The organism is Streptomyces sp. NPDC102360 (genome assembly GCF_044766085.1).
Lineage (GTDB): Bacteria > Actinomycetota > Actinomycetes > Streptomycetales > Streptomycetaceae > Streptomyces.
In genome coordinates this window covers 35,260-50,091 of the sequence record NZ_JBIWLG010000016.1, presented here as the reverse complement: position 1 = coordinate 50,091, position 14,832 = coordinate 35,260, and the positions used below count along the sequence as shown (strand labels likewise).

At 69.0% G+C, this 14,832-nt stretch carries 13 protein-coding genes and 1 pseudogene; 8 read left to right on the top strand and 6 right to left on the bottom strand.

The genetic code is table 11. The annotated features are described in order from the left end of the window. Positions 1 to 149: 149 nt before the first annotated feature. Complete coding sequence (locus ACIRHA_RS38705; protein WP_403855749.1) at positions 150 to 980, bottom strand: enoyl-CoA hydratase/isomerase family protein; 831 nt, start codon at positions 978 to 980, stop codon at positions 150 to 152. A 107-nt stretch (positions 981 to 1,087) separates the two neighbouring features. On the opposite strand from ACIRHA_RS38705, the gene ACIRHA_RS38700 reads away from it, so the two are divergent. From ACIRHA_RS38700 to ACIRHA_RS38690, 3 genes and pseudogenes are all read left to right on the top strand, one after another. Then, positions 1,088 to 1,519, top strand: a complete 432-nt coding sequence (locus tag ACIRHA_RS38700; protein ID WP_403855747.1) for a winged helix-turn-helix transcriptional regulator — start codon at positions 1,088 to 1,090, stop codon at positions 1,517 to 1,519. Positions 1,520 to 1,530: 11 nt separating this feature from the next. Beyond that, positions 1,531 to 1,788, top strand: coding sequence for a hypothetical protein (locus ACIRHA_RS38695; RefSeq protein WP_403855745.1), 258 nt, complete (start codon positions 1,531 to 1,533; stop codon positions 1,786 to 1,788). A gap of 71 nt (positions 1,789 to 1,859) precedes the next feature. After that, positions 1,860 to 2,703, top strand: a pseudogene (locus ACIRHA_RS38690) (zinc-binding dehydrogenase); the annotation flags it as partial. Here the strand turns inward: ACIRHA_RS38690 and ACIRHA_RS38685 are convergent. From ACIRHA_RS38685 to ACIRHA_RS38675, 3 genes are all read right to left on the bottom strand, one after another. Then, on the bottom strand, positions 2,588 to 2,917 hold the full coding sequence (locus ACIRHA_RS38685; RefSeq protein WP_403855743.1) for a tautomerase family protein: 330 nt from the start codon (positions 2,915 to 2,917) through the stop codon (positions 2,588 to 2,590). The pseudogene ACIRHA_RS38690 and the gene ACIRHA_RS38685 overlap by 116 nt on opposite strands. 45 nt (positions 2,918 to 2,962) lie before the next feature. Then, the gene (locus ACIRHA_RS38680) at positions 2,963 to 3,349 is read right to left on the bottom strand and encodes a nuclear transport factor 2 family protein (protein ID WP_403855741.1); all 387 of its coding nucleotides are present in this window, start codon (positions 3,347 to 3,349) and stop codon (positions 2,963 to 2,965) included. A gap of 76 nt (positions 3,350 to 3,425) precedes the next feature. Beyond that, positions 3,426 to 4,685 carry an MFS transporter gene (locus tag ACIRHA_RS38675; RefSeq protein WP_403855739.1) on the bottom strand — a complete coding sequence of 420 codons (1,260 nt, stop codon included), beginning with the start codon at positions 4,683 to 4,685 and terminating at the stop codon, positions 3,426 to 3,428. Positions 4,686 to 4,780: 95 nt separating this feature from the next. Here ACIRHA_RS38675 and ACIRHA_RS38670 point away from each other — a divergent pair, with 95 nt between their 5' ends. Then, a complete protein-coding gene (locus ACIRHA_RS38670) occupies positions 4,781 to 5,350 on the top strand; it encodes a TetR/AcrR family transcriptional regulator (protein WP_403855737.1) in 570 nt (189 codons plus the stop codon). A 311-nt stretch (positions 5,351 to 5,661) separates the two neighbouring features. Here ACIRHA_RS38670 and ACIRHA_RS38665 read toward each other — a convergent pair whose 3' ends face one another. Continuing rightward, on the bottom strand, positions 5,662 to 8,298 hold the full coding sequence (locus ACIRHA_RS38665; protein WP_403855735.1) for a family 78 glycoside hydrolase catalytic domain: 2,637 nt from the start codon (positions 8,296 to 8,298) through the stop codon (positions 5,662 to 5,664). A gap of 41 nt (positions 8,299 to 8,339) precedes the next feature. Beyond that, positions 8,340 to 9,398 carry a LacI family DNA-binding transcriptional regulator gene (locus ACIRHA_RS38660; RefSeq protein ID WP_403855733.1) on the bottom strand — a complete coding sequence of 353 codons (1,059 nt, stop codon included), beginning with the start codon at positions 9,396 to 9,398 and terminating at the stop codon, positions 8,340 to 8,342. 287 nt (positions 9,399 to 9,685) lie between these two features. Between ACIRHA_RS38660 and ACIRHA_RS38655 the strand changes: the two genes are divergently transcribed. The 4 genes from ACIRHA_RS38655 to ACIRHA_RS38640 are packed head-to-tail and all read left to right on the top strand — an operon-like array spanning position 9,686 to position 14,775. Further along, positions 9,686 to 11,032 (top strand): extracellular solute-binding protein, encoded by a 1,347-nt coding sequence (locus tag ACIRHA_RS38655; RefSeq protein WP_403855731.1) that lies wholly within the window; start codon positions 9,686 to 9,688, stop codon positions 11,030 to 11,032. After that, positions 11,032 to 11,946, top strand: coding sequence for a carbohydrate ABC transporter permease (locus tag ACIRHA_RS38650; RefSeq protein WP_403855729.1), 915 nt, complete (start codon positions 11,032 to 11,034; stop codon positions 11,944 to 11,946). The genes ACIRHA_RS38655 and ACIRHA_RS38650 overlap by 1 nt, the downstream gene beginning before the upstream one ends. 2 nt (positions 11,947 to 11,948) lie before the next feature. Continuing rightward, positions 11,949 to 12,860, top strand: a complete 912-nt coding sequence (locus ACIRHA_RS38645) for a carbohydrate ABC transporter permease (protein WP_403855727.1) — start codon at positions 11,949 to 11,951, stop codon at positions 12,858 to 12,860. Positions 12,861 to 12,894: 34 nt separating this feature from the next. Further along, positions 12,895 to 14,775 (top strand): hypothetical protein, encoded by a 1,881-nt coding sequence (locus ACIRHA_RS38640; protein WP_403855725.1) that lies wholly within the window; start codon positions 12,895 to 12,897, stop codon positions 14,773 to 14,775. Positions 14,776 to 14,832: the final 57 nt, after the last annotated feature.

Here is a 14,832-nt window from a genome sequence, read left to right as displayed (position 1 = left end):
TTCCTCGCGGAGCGCGGGGGCGAGGGCGAAGCGCGGGGTGTGGTACTTCGCGGCGGTCTTCCACGCCGATCAGGAACCGTTACCGCCCAACGCCAGAGTGCTGGCGAAGGGCAGGAAGTCGGGCTCGAACTGGGCCGTTACGGGCGGCGTCAGCGGGTCACGGATCGCATGAGCTGCTCCAGGTCGGCCTCGCCCTCCGGGGTCTGCGCGCCGTGCTCCAGCGCCCTGCCCATGAGCGCGAGGGCGATCGGGTCCGCGATCAAGCCGGCCCAGGCGGTCTGCTCACGCTCGTAGCCCTCGAGCGGACGAGCGGGCGCCAAAATCTCCTTCGCGCGCAGGGCGACGTTGTCTGCGAGGCCGGCGATGTTGCGCGCGACGCGAGCAACGAACTTGTCGAGTTCCGCTGCGGGCACCGCACGGTTGACCCACCCGTATGCGGCAGCCGTGGTCGCGTCGTAGAGATCTCCGGTCAGCACGATCTCCAAAGCTCGATTACGGCCGACACGCTCAAGGAGATACTGCGTCCCGCCCCCAGCGGGCACGATACCCATGAGGCTCTCAATCTGCCCGAGCCCGGCAGTCTCGGTCGCGGCGAACACCATGTCGGCGGCCGCGACGAACTCCGCCCCGCCGCCTCGCGCCTTGCCGGCGAGCTTGACGATGATCGGCTGCGGTTGATTGCGGAGCAGTTCCCCGACAGCCTGGAACACGTTCACCCCTCGCGGGGTGGCGGCAACGAGCTCGTTGAAAAGATCTTCGTCGTCGAGGATGTGCATGTCGACGTGGGCAAGGAAGAACTCCGGGTTCGCCGAGGAGAACACGATCACCTTCACCGACGAGTCGTCGCGAAGCTCTCCCAGAACGCTGGTGAGGTCCTTCATCAGCATTGCGCTGATGACGTTCACCGGAGGATTGTCGAGCACGATCTCGGCGACACCATCCGCGACGGTCACATGCAGGGTCGAGTAGGACTGTGGCATGAGGGCCCTTCGTGAGTATGCGTTAAGCATGTAGGTTTGCGATGCATACCCATACTGAGTTAGCGCGCAGACGTCGCCTAGAACGCACTTTGGAGGACCTAGAGCACATGACTGATACCACCCCCTACACGGCGCACGGTGATCAGAGTGTGCTGTTCGCCGTGGATTGCCCCAGCCGGCCGATCCTCGATCAGATCGCCGACAAATGGTCCATGATGGCCCTCGCAGTGCTCCAGCAGCCGACCCGGTTCAACGAAATCAAGCGCCGACTTGCCGGGGTGACCCAGCGCGTCCTCACCCAGACGCTCCGACGTCTGGAGCGCAACGGCATGATCACCCGCCGCGTCATCCCTACATCCCCGATCGGCGTCGAATACGCCCTCACCCCCCTCGGCGAATCACTGCTCGAACCATTCGGAAGGCTCTACGACTGGACCGTCGAACACGCCTCGACCATCCGAGCAGCACAAGCCGACTACGACGCAGGACCCGGACCATCTCGCGACCACGGGACGGCCCAAGCTGAACGTGCCCTCTGACAGCCCGATCCGTGCACATCACCTCCCGCAGCGCTGAGTCGGAAGCAGCCCGCAAGGAGCACTACAAGCAGATCTACGCTCCCGCGCACGAGCGGCGGAAGCAGGCGAAGACGGACTCGGCCACCGAGGCACAGGTGAAGCACTTGACCACGCTCGCGGAGAGGGTCGGCAAGGAGCGGTTCGACGCCGAGTTCACCAAGGTGATCAAGGGCAGCGGCAGCGCCCCGCGCGCTCCCCGCCAACGTGCGCGACGGCCGCGAAACGGCTGACCAAGGGCAGAGCCCACAAGCTCATCACCGCCCTGGTCGGCCACGACTAGTCCGGCTCGCCCCCGTCGTCGTCCTCGTCCCTCGTGGAATCGAACGGTGAAGGCGTGACCAACGTCGAGCGCGGCGACTTCGTGATCCTCAACCGGCGGGCGGTGTGCGGCCAGTGCCGGGCATGCCTGCGAGGTCGCCCCTGGTACTGCTTCGACACCCACAACGCCCGGCAGAGGATGACCCTGACCGATGGCACGGAGCTGCCCCCGGCTCCGGGCATCGGTGCCTTCGCGGGGAAGAACCTGGTCGCGGCCGGGCAGTACACGAAGGTGGACCCGGCGGTGTCTGCGGCCGCGGCGGGCCTGATGGGCTGTGGTGTGATGGCGGGCATCGGCGCGGCGATCAACACGGGGTCGGTTGGCTGCGGTGACTCCGTAGCCGTCATCGGCTCCCGGCTGGCCGGTGCCGCCGGCATCATCGTCGTGGGCATCGACGCCGCAAGCTCGACACCGCCAAGGAAGTTGGGCGCCACGCACACCGTCAACTCGCGGGAGACGGACCCGGTGGCGGCGGTGCGTGAGCTGACCAGGGGCGTCGGCGCGGACATGGTCATCGATGCGGTCGGGCTCCCGGAGACGTACCAGCAGGCCTTTTACGCCCGGGACCTCGTCGGAACGGTCGTCCTCGTCGGAGTGCCGACCCCGGACATGAAGCTGGAACTGCCGCTGCGGCGACTGCCTGCCGAGCCAGGACTTCCCGACGCTCATCGACCTGTACCTCCGGGGCCGCCTCGACTTGGACGCGTTCGTCAGAGAGACGATCGCGTTGGACGGGGTCGAGGACGCCTTCGCCCGGATGCACAAGGGCGACGTGCTGCGCTCGGTAGGTGCTGCTTGTCCTCGGTGCTGCGGCCGTGCTGGGTGAAGATCTGGATCATGACGGCACCGGGGGTGCGCTCGAAGCCGAGTCCGGCATCCTGGGCGATGATCTCGTCGGCGTCGTGCTGGGTGACGAGCTGGAAGCGGTCGCGCTCGGGAATCTTGAAGACCTCGACCAGGGACTGGTGGACGGCGTCGGTGACTGCCTTGATCTCTTCGCGGCTGCGTCCGCGGTTCATGTCGATGCGTACGAGGGGCATGGGGTTGTTCCAATCGTGCGGGGCCGCCGACTCGGTGGGGGCAGATCAGGCGGGGCGGCTCAGTTCTGGAGCGAGTTGTGCCTGGAAGACGGCGGGGTCGAAGTACGCCTTGGCGTCCTGGATGCGGCCGTCGTCGTTCAGTTCGTAGATGTTGATGCCGGACCAGTTGGCCGGTCGGCCGTCCCGGGCGACGGCGACACGGCGGCCCACAGTGTGGGCCTGAGTGGGTGTCAGACCGAGGAACGGCTCGAACGTGGCCAGCGTCGTGGCGAGGAAGTCTCGGATCGCGGCGCGTCCTACGAGGGGCTCGGTGCCGACCGGGTCGTGAAAGGCGCCGTCCTCGGCGAAGGCGTCCACCCAGGCGTCGGCGTCGGCCTGTTGGGAGGCCCGGAAGAACTGCAGCACGGCCAGAGGCATGGCGGGGAAGGTCATGAGGTCTTCTTCTTCGTTCGGACGTGGAGATCGGGTGGTGGAAGGAGGGACGGAGGAAGGGAGCGAGGGCGGACGGCTACCGTGCCGCGGCGGCCTGCTCGTTCACCGGCTCGATGCCGTCGGCCTCGGCCGGGCGGTTGCGGCGGCCCGTCAGGTACGCGGTGAGCGCGAGGAGTGCGCCCAGGGCGATGAGCGCGCAGACGGCGCCCCAGCCGAGCTGGGTGTAGGCGCGGGTGCCGAGCCAGGAGCCGGCGCCGGCTCCGAGGAAGCCGAACGTCATGTAGCCGGTGTTGAGGCGGGCGCGGGCCTCGGGGCGCAGCGCGAAGATGCGGGCCTGGTTGGCGACCTGGCCGCACTGCACGGCCACGTCGATCAGGAGCAGCCCGGCGGCCAGGCCGACGATGCCGACAGCCCCGCCCACCAAGCCGGTCAGCAGCAGGGCGCCGGAGGCGAGGGCGAGCAGGATGCACCACAGGTTGATGTGGTCCGGGCCGTACCGGTCGACCCGGCGTCCGGCCGCGGGGGCGAGGAACATGCTGGCCGCGCCGATCAGCGCGAGCAGGCCCACGGCCTGGGTGCCCATGCCGTAGTCCGGTCCTGTGATCAGCAGGGCGACCGCGGTCCAGGCAGCGCTGAAGCCGCCGAAGATGCTGACCTGGAAGTAGATCGAGCGCCGCAGCAGCGGCTCATCGTGCAGCATCCGCACGGTGTCGGCGAGGAGGGTCGTGTACCGGTCGCGCACGGATGGGGTGGTGCGGGGCAGAGCGACGCCGAGGGCGACGGCAAGGAGTGCGGTGAGGACGGCGGCGACCAGGTAGGGGGCGCGCCAGCCCAGGTGCTCGCCGAGTACGCCGCCGAAGGTGCGGGCCAGCAGGATGCCGCCGATCAGCCCTGCCTGCAGGGTGCCGGTGACGGCGCCGCGCTGCTCGGGACCGACCATGCCCGCGGCCATCGGCAGCAGGATCTGCGGGACCACGGTGGCTGTGCCGATCACTGTGCCTGCGGTGAGCAGCATGCCGGTGGACGGGGCGAGACCGGCGGAGAGCAGGGCGAGCGCGGTCACCGTGAGCAGCACCGTGATCAGCGGGCGGCGGGGCAGCCGGTCACCGAGCGGTACCAGGAGGAAGATGCCGGCGGCGTAACCGAGCTGGGTGAGGGTGGCCAGCGTCGCCGCCGCGTCCTGTCCGATGCCGAAGTTGTGGGCGATCAGCGGTGTGATGGCCTGTGGAAAGTACACGTTGGCCACCGCGACACCGCAGGCAAGGGCCATGATCAGCGGCAGCCTGCGGCCAAGGCCGGCCGGGGCCTCGGGGACGGACGAGTCAGTGCGGGACACGCCGCGACTCCAATCGAACGAACTGGATGGTTCGAATTAAGGATCACGCTGCACCTCGCCTCTGTCAAACGAACCAGTTCGTTTAGAATCACCGCATGGGATACGACTCGGCCGCGACCAAGGAACGCCTGCTCACCGCGGCGACCGCGGAGTTCGCCGCGCATGGCGTCTCGGGAGCCCGGGTGGACCGCATCGCCAAGAACGCCGGCGCCAACAAGCGCGCCATCTACGACTACTACGGCGACAAGAACGCACTGTTCACCGCCGTTCTCGAACGCGCCCTGGCCGACCTCGCCCGCGACGTGCCGCCCAGCGAGGACCTGCCCGCGTACGCCGAGCACCTCTTCGACTACCACCGCAAGCACCCGGAAGCCCTGCGCCTGGTGATGTGGGAGGCCCTGGAAATGGGTGAAGGCCCCGTCCCCGGCGAGGAGGAACGCACGCGGCACTACGGCGACAAGATCCACGCCGCCCAGCTCGGCGGCGCGCCGGACGCCGAAGCGGGCACCCAGGTGTTCTTCACCCTCGCCCTGGCCGGTTGGACCATCGCCATGCCGCAGCTGCGCCGCATGCTCCTGGGTCCGGACTGCGACCTCGACCAGCTGCGCGAGAACGTCGGCCGTGCGGTCCAAGCCATGCTGACGCCAGCCGACAACGCCAGGTAGAACGGATCCCGGGCCGTCGCGCCTCACCTCCCGACCCTGGTGCACGCTCCATATGCCGTCGGCGACTTCGTCCAGCGGCCCGCAACGCAGAGAGCGGGCGCGCTCAGCGCGACGTATCGGCCTGGAACGGACTCAGTGTCCGGGTATCCGGCCAGGCTTGCGAACTCCCCGAGCCACATGCGGCGGGGCCCGCTGTCGGGCTTTGGGGTGTGGACGCGGCGGGGCTGCCCCCAGTCGGGTCGCCGATCGAACTCAACGGGGTGGCCGGAGAGGCCCTCGCCGCGTGAAGTCGACATTCTTTGCTCAGGTCTCTAGTTCGGGTACCTGAAGCGTCCCGGCCCTGTAGTGAGCTCCTTCCCGTCGGGCAGGACCACGGTGGCGGTGCAGGTGGGAGGGACGTCGACCGTGAGGTGCAGGGCGTCGTTCTCGGTGTGCCAGTCGACCGCGATGGTGCCGCGTGGGCTCTCGTATGTGCCGCGCGCCCACGTCACCGATGCGTTCGGCACGGGGGCGACGATGAACCGCTCCCAGGCGATCGAGTCCTCGGCCTGCCGCAGCCCCAGGGTGTGCGTGTGGAGGAAGCCGATGACGGCGCCCTTGCTGTAATGGTTGAGGGACTCGTGGGCGGTGCCGTGCTCGTCGACGCCGTCCCACTCCTCCCAGATGGTGGTGGCGCCGCGGTCGAGCATGCCGAGCCAGGAGGGCGAGGTGCGCTGGAGCAGCAGCCGGTAAGCGAGGTCGGCGTGGCCGTTGTCGGCCAGGGCGGGCAGCAGATGGGCGGACGACAGGAAGCCCGTTCCCAGGTGGGTGTCCGCAGCGGCGATGAGCTCGGTCAGGCGGGTGACGGCGGCGTCCCGCAGTGCTTCGGGTGCCAGGCCGTAGGCGAGGGCCCGCACGTAGCTCGACTGGGTGTCGACGGTGGTGCGGCCGCGGGCGTCGAGGAACTCCGTTCGCCACGCCGCCTTGATCCGCTCGGCGAGCTCGTCGTAGCGGGCGGCCTCGACCTCACGGCCCAGGACGTGGGCGACGCGGGCGAGCGTGGCGGTGGAGCGGTAGAGGAAGGCGGTGCCGACCTCGCCCTTGTCGGTCCGCATCCAGGCGTCGGGGTCGCCCGGCGGCGGCGCGGGCAGCGAGCCCTTGGGCTCGCACCATTCGCCCCAGTGGAACGAGCCGTCCCAGATGAACTCCTCGTGGGGCAGAGGGGCGGCCGAGCGGGCGACGCGGGAGGGATGGCGTGCCGTGCGCGCGGTGGCCAGGGCCCAGTCGATCCAGCGGACCATCGCGTGCCAGTTCTCGGCGAGCACCTGGCGGTCCCCGTACGTGACATACAGCTCCCACGGTACGAGGACGACGGCATCGCCCCAGCCCGCCGAGCCCGTCATCATGTCGAGCCGCCTGTCGCCGCGCAGTTTGATGCGGCGCCCGTCCGGGGAGAAGTTGGCGATCCGCCCGTCGTCGAGCTGGTCGTCACGGACCGAGCGCAGCCATTTTCGGCTGAATCCGGACACATCGTAGAGGCGCACGGAGCTGGGGAGGAAGACCTGGTAGTCGCCGGTCCAGCCAATGCGCTCCCGGGTGGGGCAGTCGGTGGGAACGTCGACGGCGTTGCCGCGGAAGCTCCAACGGGCCACCTCGTGCAGGCGGTTGAGGTCGGGGTGCGAGCAGGCGAAGTCCCCGGCGGGGCGCAGGTCGGTGTGGACGACCCGCATCGTGAGGCTCGACGCGGCCAGGCGGGCATCGCCGCGGGCCAGGCGGGCGTAGCGGAAGCCGTGCACGGTGTGGCGCGGTTCGAAGACTTCACCGGGTGCACCCGAGGAGACGGCCTCGTCGTGCTGGACGAAGACGGTCACCGGGTCACCTGTGCGCTGGCAGTCCAGGTGCGACGTGGTCAGGTCGCCGCTGTCGGGGTCGAGGTGCTCTCCGTAGTCGATCACCGTGCGGGTGCCGGCCGGACCGAGGTCGGTGAGGGATATCCAGCCGGACGCGTTCTGCCCGAAGTCGGCGATCCAGGCGCCGCTCGGCAACCGGGTGAGCGAGTCGACCGGACGGTCCTCGATTCGACGGACAGGGGGAGCCGGGGACCAGTCGATGGGCGGCGCGGAGACGGCGTCGACGAGTACCGGGCGCTCGGGGCCGCCTGACGCGCGGAAGTCGGTGATCTGGCCGTCCATCAGATCTGCCCGCAGGAGTGGGCTGACGGTCGAGGTCCAGTGCCCGTCGGTGCGTATGACTCGACGCGTTCCGTCGGCGAGCTCCAAGTGCAACTCCAGGCGGGCTGCGCGTAGTTCACCCCACTCGGCGGGCTTGCGGAAGGCGCCGACCTGGCCGCGGTACCAGCCGTCGGACAGCAGGATCTCGATGGTGTTCGCGCCTTGCCGCACGGACGAGGTGACGTCGGCGGCCTGCGCGTACAGCGTGCGGTCGTACGACGTCGAGCCCGGCGCCAGTTCGACGGTGCCCGCGCGCTCACCGTTGAGATACGCCTCGTAGACACCGAGGGCCGTCGCGTACAGGCGGGCGCGGGTCACCTCAGTCGTCGTGAAGGTGGTCCGCAGGAAGCGGGCGGGACGAGTACCGGGCGCCAGGCCCGCAAGGTCCGGGTCGTCGGCGGGTGTGATCCAGCGGGCCGTCCAGTCCTCGTCGAGGAGCCCCGCTTCGAAGTCGTGCCACGTGCTCCAGGAAGTGTCTGCTGTCTCGCCGTGGACACGGACGCGCCACCGGACGCATTCACCGCTGGACAGGGGTGCGGCGGGCCAGGCGACGTACAGATGACTGCTGACGACAGCGGTCAGCGATGGCCTGTCGCCTGCGCGGATCTCCACCTCGTAGGCGGCATCCGCCTGTGTGCCGACGGGCGGGTTCCACGACAGTCGTGGGCTGCTTCCGGAGACAGGGACGTGATCGCCGCCGAAGTCGATCGCGAGGGCGTACGGTGCGGGCGCGGACATCGTTGCTGTCGTCTCCCTTTCGGGGCCGATGGTGGAGCGGATCAGGTTGTTTCGGTGTCGGAGGTGGGGGAGGAGGGCAGCGCGCGCGTCGAGTCGCGGACCACCAGGCGTGTCGCCAGCTCGACGTGATGGGAGTCGATCTCCTCCGCGGCGGCCAGGCGCAGCGCCGTACGCAGGGCCACGGCCCCCATCTCGTGGACGGGGCCGTGGATGGTGGTCAGCGGCGGTGAAGTGACCGCGGCCAGCGGGGTGTTGTCGAAGCCGACGACACTCAGGTCGTCCGGCACGCGCAGGCCCCGCAGCCGGGCCGCTTCGATGAGCCCGGCGGCCAGTTCGTCGGACGCGGCGAACACGGCTGTGGGCGGCGGTTCGAGAGCCAGCAGTACCCCGCCGTGCTCGACGCCCTCCGCGGCGTGGAACGTGCCGGCGTGGCGGACCAGTTCCGCCGGCACCGGCGCGCCCGCTGCCTCCATGGCGCTGCGGAACCCGTGCAGCCGGGCCTGGTTGGTGCCGGCGTGCGCCGCGCCGCCGAGGTAGGCGATCCTGCGGTGGCCGAGGGAGAGCAGGTGTGTGGCGGCGGCGCGGCCGCCGGCGAAGTTCGTCGCGCCGACGCTGACGACCGAGGCGTCGGGCAGCGGTTCCGTCGGGTCGAGCAGTACCAGCGGCATCCGGTACCGGGTCAGGGCTTCGTGGATCGGCGCCGACAGGGTGTTCGCCGTGACCGCGATGACCGCGCGCCGGCCCGCGGCCGCCAGACCGCGGGCCCAGGCGACGGGATCAGCCGTCGGATCCTGCTCGCCGCGCCGGCCCACCACCACGGCGACACCCTCGCGGGCTCCGGCGTCCACCACGCTCTGGATGATCTCGATGTGGTAGATGCTCAGCTGCTCGAAGCCGAAGAGGAGCTCCACGGTGGGGTGCGAGCGCAGGTCGTCCCGGTAGCCGCCGTAGTTGTGGCGCCGCAACAGGTCCAGGACCTTGTCGCGGGTCTGCTGGGCCACGTCGGGGCGGCCGTTGATGACCTTGGAGACGGTGGCCGTCGACACACCGGCGGACTCGGCGACCTTCGCAAGGGTGACGCGCTGGGGATCGGATGCCATGGCTCTCCAGGGACGTGGGTGCGGGTCGGCGGACCGCGCTGCGCCGACCGTAGCACCGAAACAATTTTCGGAACGCTGAGAAGTCAAGTCCCCCGCTGGACAAGGGAACTGGGCCGGAAAACTGACCACGCGGAAGGGGTTGACGGGGCTTTGTCGCCCTCTTACGGTTCAGCGGCAACGTGAGTTACAGAAAGAATTTTCGAGCGCCAGGGCCCATCTTTCGGTCCTCATGACCGGCGGCTCCTCGCACGGCATCTTCGTTACCGACTCAAAGGGGCTGTCCCGAGATGACGCGTTTCCACATGGCGGGTTCGACCGACTCATCCGTCACCGGCCCGGGATCCTCCCGCCGCGGTTTCCTCCTGGGTGCGGTCGGCGTGGGCCTCGCCACCACCTCGCTGGCGGCCTGCGGTTCCGGCGAGTCGGACAGCTCAGGCGGTTCGGGCGGTTCCGAGGTCTCCTTCATGAACCAGTCCCGCGGCCAGGCCGCGACGCTGAAGAAGCTCGCCAAGCAGTACACGAAGCAGACGGGCGTGAAGATCAGGATCGACGACGTCGGTCCGACCGACTTCGTGACCAAGCTCCAGTCGAGTTCGCAGGCCCGCAACATGCCGGACATGTACTCGGTGGTGGACGGCCACACCATGGCGCCCTACTACAAGGCCGGTTGGGCCATGGAGCTGAGCGGCCGGATGAAGGGCAGCTGGGGCGACAGCTTCCGGCCCGCCACGCTCAAGACGACGACGTTCGGCGCGGACAATCCGCAGCATGTGAAGCCGGGCGTCTACAGCGCCCACTGGGAGACCCCGGCCCTGGGCGTCTTCGTCAACGCCGCGATGTACAAGGCCGTCGACCTCGACCCGGACAAGGCACCCGCGTCCATGGGCGAGTTCATCGACCAGATGCGCAAGATCAAGAAGTCCGGGAAGGGCCCCTTCTGGTTCGCCACCAGCCTCTCCAACCAGGTGATCCAGTCGTACGCGTCCAACTACATGAGCGACGAGGAGCTGAACGCCACCTTCGTCGGCAAGCAGAGTTGGAGGAGCGCGAGTTGGCGCAAGACCCTGCAGCTCGTGGTCGACCTGCGGGACGCCGGAGTGATCGCCACCGGCTCGCTGCCGAGCGGCGCCACCGACAACCCGAATGTGGAGAAGGCCTTCTTCAACACCCAGGGCGTCGCGGCCATCTTCGACGGCACCTCGGCCGTCGGCGTGGCCCGCGCGACCGCCCCGGACTTCACCGACTTCCGCTCCTTCCCGCTGCCCAAGGCCGACGACGGCACCCAGACCCCGCGCCTGGTCGGCGGCGCCGCCAAGGGTGCCGCGGTCAACCCGCGCGGCAAGAACGCCGCCGAGGCGCTGAAGTTCCTCAAGTGGCTGACCGCCGCCAAGCAGCAGCAGGTCTGGGCCGAAGGGGTCCCGCTGATCCCCTCCGCGCGCGCCGTGTCCGACAAGAACATCCCCGAGCAGCTGGCGGGGATCGCCGCGAAGATATCCGACTTCCAGCTCGTCGAGAACCAGATTCTGGAGCAGGTCAACACCGCGCTGCAGAAGGGCACTCAGGCCCTCGTACTCAAGGAACGCTCTGTCGATCAGGTCCTCGGTGACCTCGACGCGGCGCAGAAGAGCGCGTAATGAGGGGTACGAGGAGCCGCAGTCGTGCGCTGGCGGCCTGGCTGTTTCTGGCGCCGGCGCTGGCCGTGATCGCCGTGTTCACGGTGGTCCCGTTCGTGCAGGGCATCCTGCTGAGTTTCCAATCGTGGGACGGGGTGAGCCTGGACTCTCCGTACATCGGTCTTGAGAACTACAGCTACGTGCTGCACGACACCCAGTTCTGGGGCTCGATGAAGAACGCCGTCCTCTACGGCGCGGTCGGCCTGGTCGTCGCCAACGCGGTATCGATGGGGATGGCGCTCGCCGTGCACCGCGCCCGCCGTGGGTCCGGGTTCTTCCGCACGGTGTACTACCTGCCCGGCGTGTTCTCCACCGTGGTCGTCGGCGTGATGTTCTCGTGGTTCCTCGACCCGAACATCGGGATCGTCAACCAGGCGCTCAAGGCCGTCGGCCTGGACGGTCTTCAGCACAACTGGCTGGGGGACCCCACGACGGCCGTGATCGCGGTCGCCGCCGTGTTCGTCTGGTACCACTGGGGCTTCGGCTTCATCCTCTTCCTCGCGGGCCGGCAGGACGTGCCCCAGGAGCTGTACGAGGCCGCCTCCCTGGACGGGGCCCGTGGCCCGGCCCAGTTCCGCTACGTCACCTGGCCCGGCATGTCGCACGTCACCGGCATCGTCAGCGTACTGACCCTGCTCGCCGGTCTGCAGATCTTCGGCACCGTCCAGGTACTCACCAACGGCGGCCCCGCAGGACACACCGAGGTGCCCACCCTGCACATCTATCAACAGGCTTTCCAGTACAGCGAGTACGGCCGCGCCGCCGCGATGTCCGTCATCTTCGGCCTGTGCCTGATCGCCCTGGCCTGCGTCCAGCTGTGGGTCTCCCGCAGGCTCGGTGGCAGCACCAATTCACGGACGGAGAAGGGACGTTGACGGTGAACACTCTTCTCGACCCGGCAAAGGACTCGAAGAAGGCGAAGAAGGCCACGGGGCCGATGCCGTCGCCGGGCGCACGCCGCCGCGGCAGCCGGCTGCGTGGGCCACATGCGGCTCTGTACGCCCTCCTGATCGCAGGCGCGCTCTCCGCTCTGGTGCCGATCCTGTGGGTGCTGAGCGGTTCCCTGCAGAGCGCGAAACAGTTGTACAAGGGGACCGACCCGATCCCGCGCCCCTTCGAATGGGGCAACTTCACCACCGCGTGGAACGAGGGCGGCTTCAGCCAGTACCTGCCCAACAGCCTCCTTTACACCACGGCCGCCGTCCTTGGCATCCTGATCATCGCGAGCCTCGCCGGATACGCCCTCGCCCGCATCGAGTTCCCCGGCCGGGGCGCCGTCGTGGGGGCCATCCTCGTCATCATGATCATCCCGCTGCCGGCCTCGTTCATCGCCCAGTACAAGCTCATGATCGAACTCGGCCTCGCCAACACCCGCGTCGGCTACATCCTCGTGCTCATCGCCGGCGGGCTGCCGATCTCCATCCTGATCATGCGCGGATTCTTCGCCAGCCAGCCCAAGGAACTGGAGGAGGCCGCCGCCATCGACGGCGCCTCGCTGCTCGGCACCTTCTGGCGGATCATCCTGCCGCTCGCGAGGCCGGGCCTGATCGCGGTGGCCGTCATCCAGGCGATGCAGGTCTGGAACGAGTACCTGATGGGCCTGGTCCTGTTCAACGACAGCTCGCTGATGCCGGTGCAGCGCGGACTCACCAACTTCGTCTCCGCGGACTCCCCGCAACAGCAGATCCTGCTGGCCGCCTCGCTCATCGCCGTGCTGCCGATCGTCATCTTCTACGCGATCGCACAGCGCCACATCATCAGCGGCCTCTCCGCAGGAGCGCTCAAGTGACCGTGCCACCACCAATCGGGAAGGTGCAGTGATCATGCGCGTACGGAGAATACGTTCCGCCCTGGCGAGAGCCGCGGCGGCGGCAGCGGCGTTAGTGCTGGCCGCCACGCTGTCCGGCACCCAGGCGTCCACGGCCGCGGACACATCGGCGGCCACGTCTCAACCACGGGTCAACGTCAAGGAGTTGCCGGTGCCGCCGGCCGTCCCCGAGGACGGCGCCTGCACCCACCCCACCGGCTGCGTCTCGGCCGAATGGAGCGGCATCGGCACCCCGGGGCCCGCCCGCGACCCGAGGTACGTGTTCCTCGGCATCACCTACGCCGGCGCGCCGGACTCCGGCCCCGCGAGCAAGTACAGCGGCAATCAGGTCCTGGTCGTCCGCACCGACGGCACGACCTTCCCGAACGGCGAGGCGTACAAGTGCCTCACCTGCGGGGTGTCCTACGGCTCCGACATCGACACCAGCCAGCTCGTCTACCCGCCCGCCAACGAACTGCCCGACCGCAAACGCGTCCTGGTCGGCAACGGCATCCTGGAATGCGGCCCCGAAGGAGCCGAGTACGCGGTCACCGACCCGCGCTGCACCCCGGCCAACACCCGTATCAAGCCCATCTACTGGAACGACAAGCCGCTCTTCCAGCGGGACGAGAACGGCGTCAACAACGGCCGCGAGTGGAGGCTGAGCCCCGACGGACAGCACCTGCTGTTCAACGTCGTCGACTTCAGGGTCCTGTCCATCGTCCCGTACGTCGGCCGCATCGCCTACGACCACGAGAAGGGTCGCTATCACCTCACCAAGGTCTCGGCACTGACCAACCCGTCGACGGCCTTCGCACCCATGGTCGTCGAGGGCGGCAACCGGCTGCGCTTCAACCATGCCGGCATGGTCGGTGAGCCGCGCGGCTGGAGCGCCGACGGCCGGGCGACCCTCGGCATCCAGAGCCTGAACTCCGACAGCATGGACGCCTGGGCCACCGACCTGGCCACCGGCGCCTCCAAGCCGATCACCCGCAACGCCCACTACACCGACCCGATGCAGATGTCCCCCAACGGCAAGTGGCTCCTCGCCGAGGAAGTCAACGGCTCCGGGCGCCTCGACTTCATCTCCGGCATGCCGGGCATCCCGCCACTCACCGCCCAGGCGGGCACAACCCCGTACGTCTCAGGGATCCGCAACAACGGCAACCGCCGCTTCTTCTCACCCTGGCTCGTCGACCCGAAGACCGGCCGCGGCTTCCAGATCAACGCCGGATCCGACCCGAACTGGAACGCCGCCGCCGACCCCGCGTGGCTCGCCGACAGCACCGCGGTGGTTTACACCGAGAACCTCGCGTGCGGCGCCAACCCGACCCCGCACCGCTGTGCCGACTCCACGGAACCCGGCGGCCGCAACAGCCGGGTGATGATCGCCCGCTTCCCGGACCTCAAGCCCAGCGCGCCCGTCGCTCCCGCGCCGGTCTCCGACAAGACCTGGGGCCTGCCCTACGACCCGAGCACCCCTCCGCCACAGCCGAAGCCCGTACCGACCGGCACCTACACCCTGCGCGGCAAGGACCGCGGCTCGGCGACCGTACACATCACCAACAACAGCGCGGGCACCCAGACGCTCAGCCTCGCCGTCGACTACGGCAACTTCAGCGACGACGGCACGCACATCATCAACGGCACCGAGAAGGTGGAGCGCGCCTCCAACACCACACTCGGCTGCACTGCGGGTACCGCTTCGGCCCTCGCCTGCCTCACCTGGACCGAAGACCTGAGACTGTCCGGCCGGCACACCGGCACCAAGCGCACCGGCTCGGAAGGCTTCACACTCGGCCCGGCCGCCATGCTGAGGAATCAATTCCAGGCCGTCGGCACCCTCATCACGACCATCGACGGCACCACCTACACGCAGCCGGCCAACGGCAGCTGACCTCGGCGGGGTGGCGGCGGACCGACTCTCCGCCGCCACCTCATCTCCCCCAACTCT

What these genes read in the sequence shown, in the direction of transcription:
- ACIRHA_RS38670 (WP_403855737.1), top strand. Translation starts at nt 4,781, where the DNA reads ATGGGATACGACTCGGCCGCGACCAAGGAACGCCTGCTCACCGCGGCG.
- ACIRHA_RS38680 (WP_403855741.1), bottom strand. Translation starts at nt 3,349, where the DNA reads ATGACCTTCCCCGCCATGCCTCTGGCCGTGCTGCAGTTCTTCCGGGCC.
- ACIRHA_RS38665 (WP_403855735.1), bottom strand. Translation starts at nt 8,298, where the DNA reads ATGTCCGCGCCCGCACCGTACGCCCTCGCGATCGACTTCGGCGGCGAT.
- ACIRHA_RS38705 (WP_403855749.1), bottom strand. Translation starts at nt 980, where the DNA reads ATGCCACAGTCCTACTCGACCCTGCATGTGACCGTCGCGGATGGTGTC.
- ACIRHA_RS38650 (WP_403855729.1), top strand. Translation starts at nt 11,032, where the DNA reads ATGAGGGGTACGAGGAGCCGCAGTCGTGCGCTGGCGGCCTGGCTGTTT.
- ACIRHA_RS38660 (WP_403855733.1), bottom strand. Translation starts at nt 9,398, where the DNA reads ATGGCATCCGATCCCCAGCGCGTCACCCTTGCGAAGGTCGCCGAGTCC.
- ACIRHA_RS38640 (WP_403855725.1), top strand. Translation starts at nt 12,895, where the DNA reads ATGCGCGTACGGAGAATACGTTCCGCCCTGGCGAGAGCCGCGGCGGCG.
- ACIRHA_RS38700 (WP_403855747.1), top strand. Translation starts at nt 1,088, where the DNA reads ATGACTGATACCACCCCCTACACGGCGCACGGTGATCAGAGTGTGCTG.
- ACIRHA_RS38655 (WP_403855731.1), top strand. Translation starts at nt 9,686, where the DNA reads ATGACGCGTTTCCACATGGCGGGTTCGACCGACTCATCCGTCACCGGC.
- ACIRHA_RS38685 (WP_403855743.1), bottom strand. Translation starts at nt 2,917, where the DNA reads ATGCCCCTCGTACGCATCGACATGAACCGCGGACGCAGCCGCGAAGAG.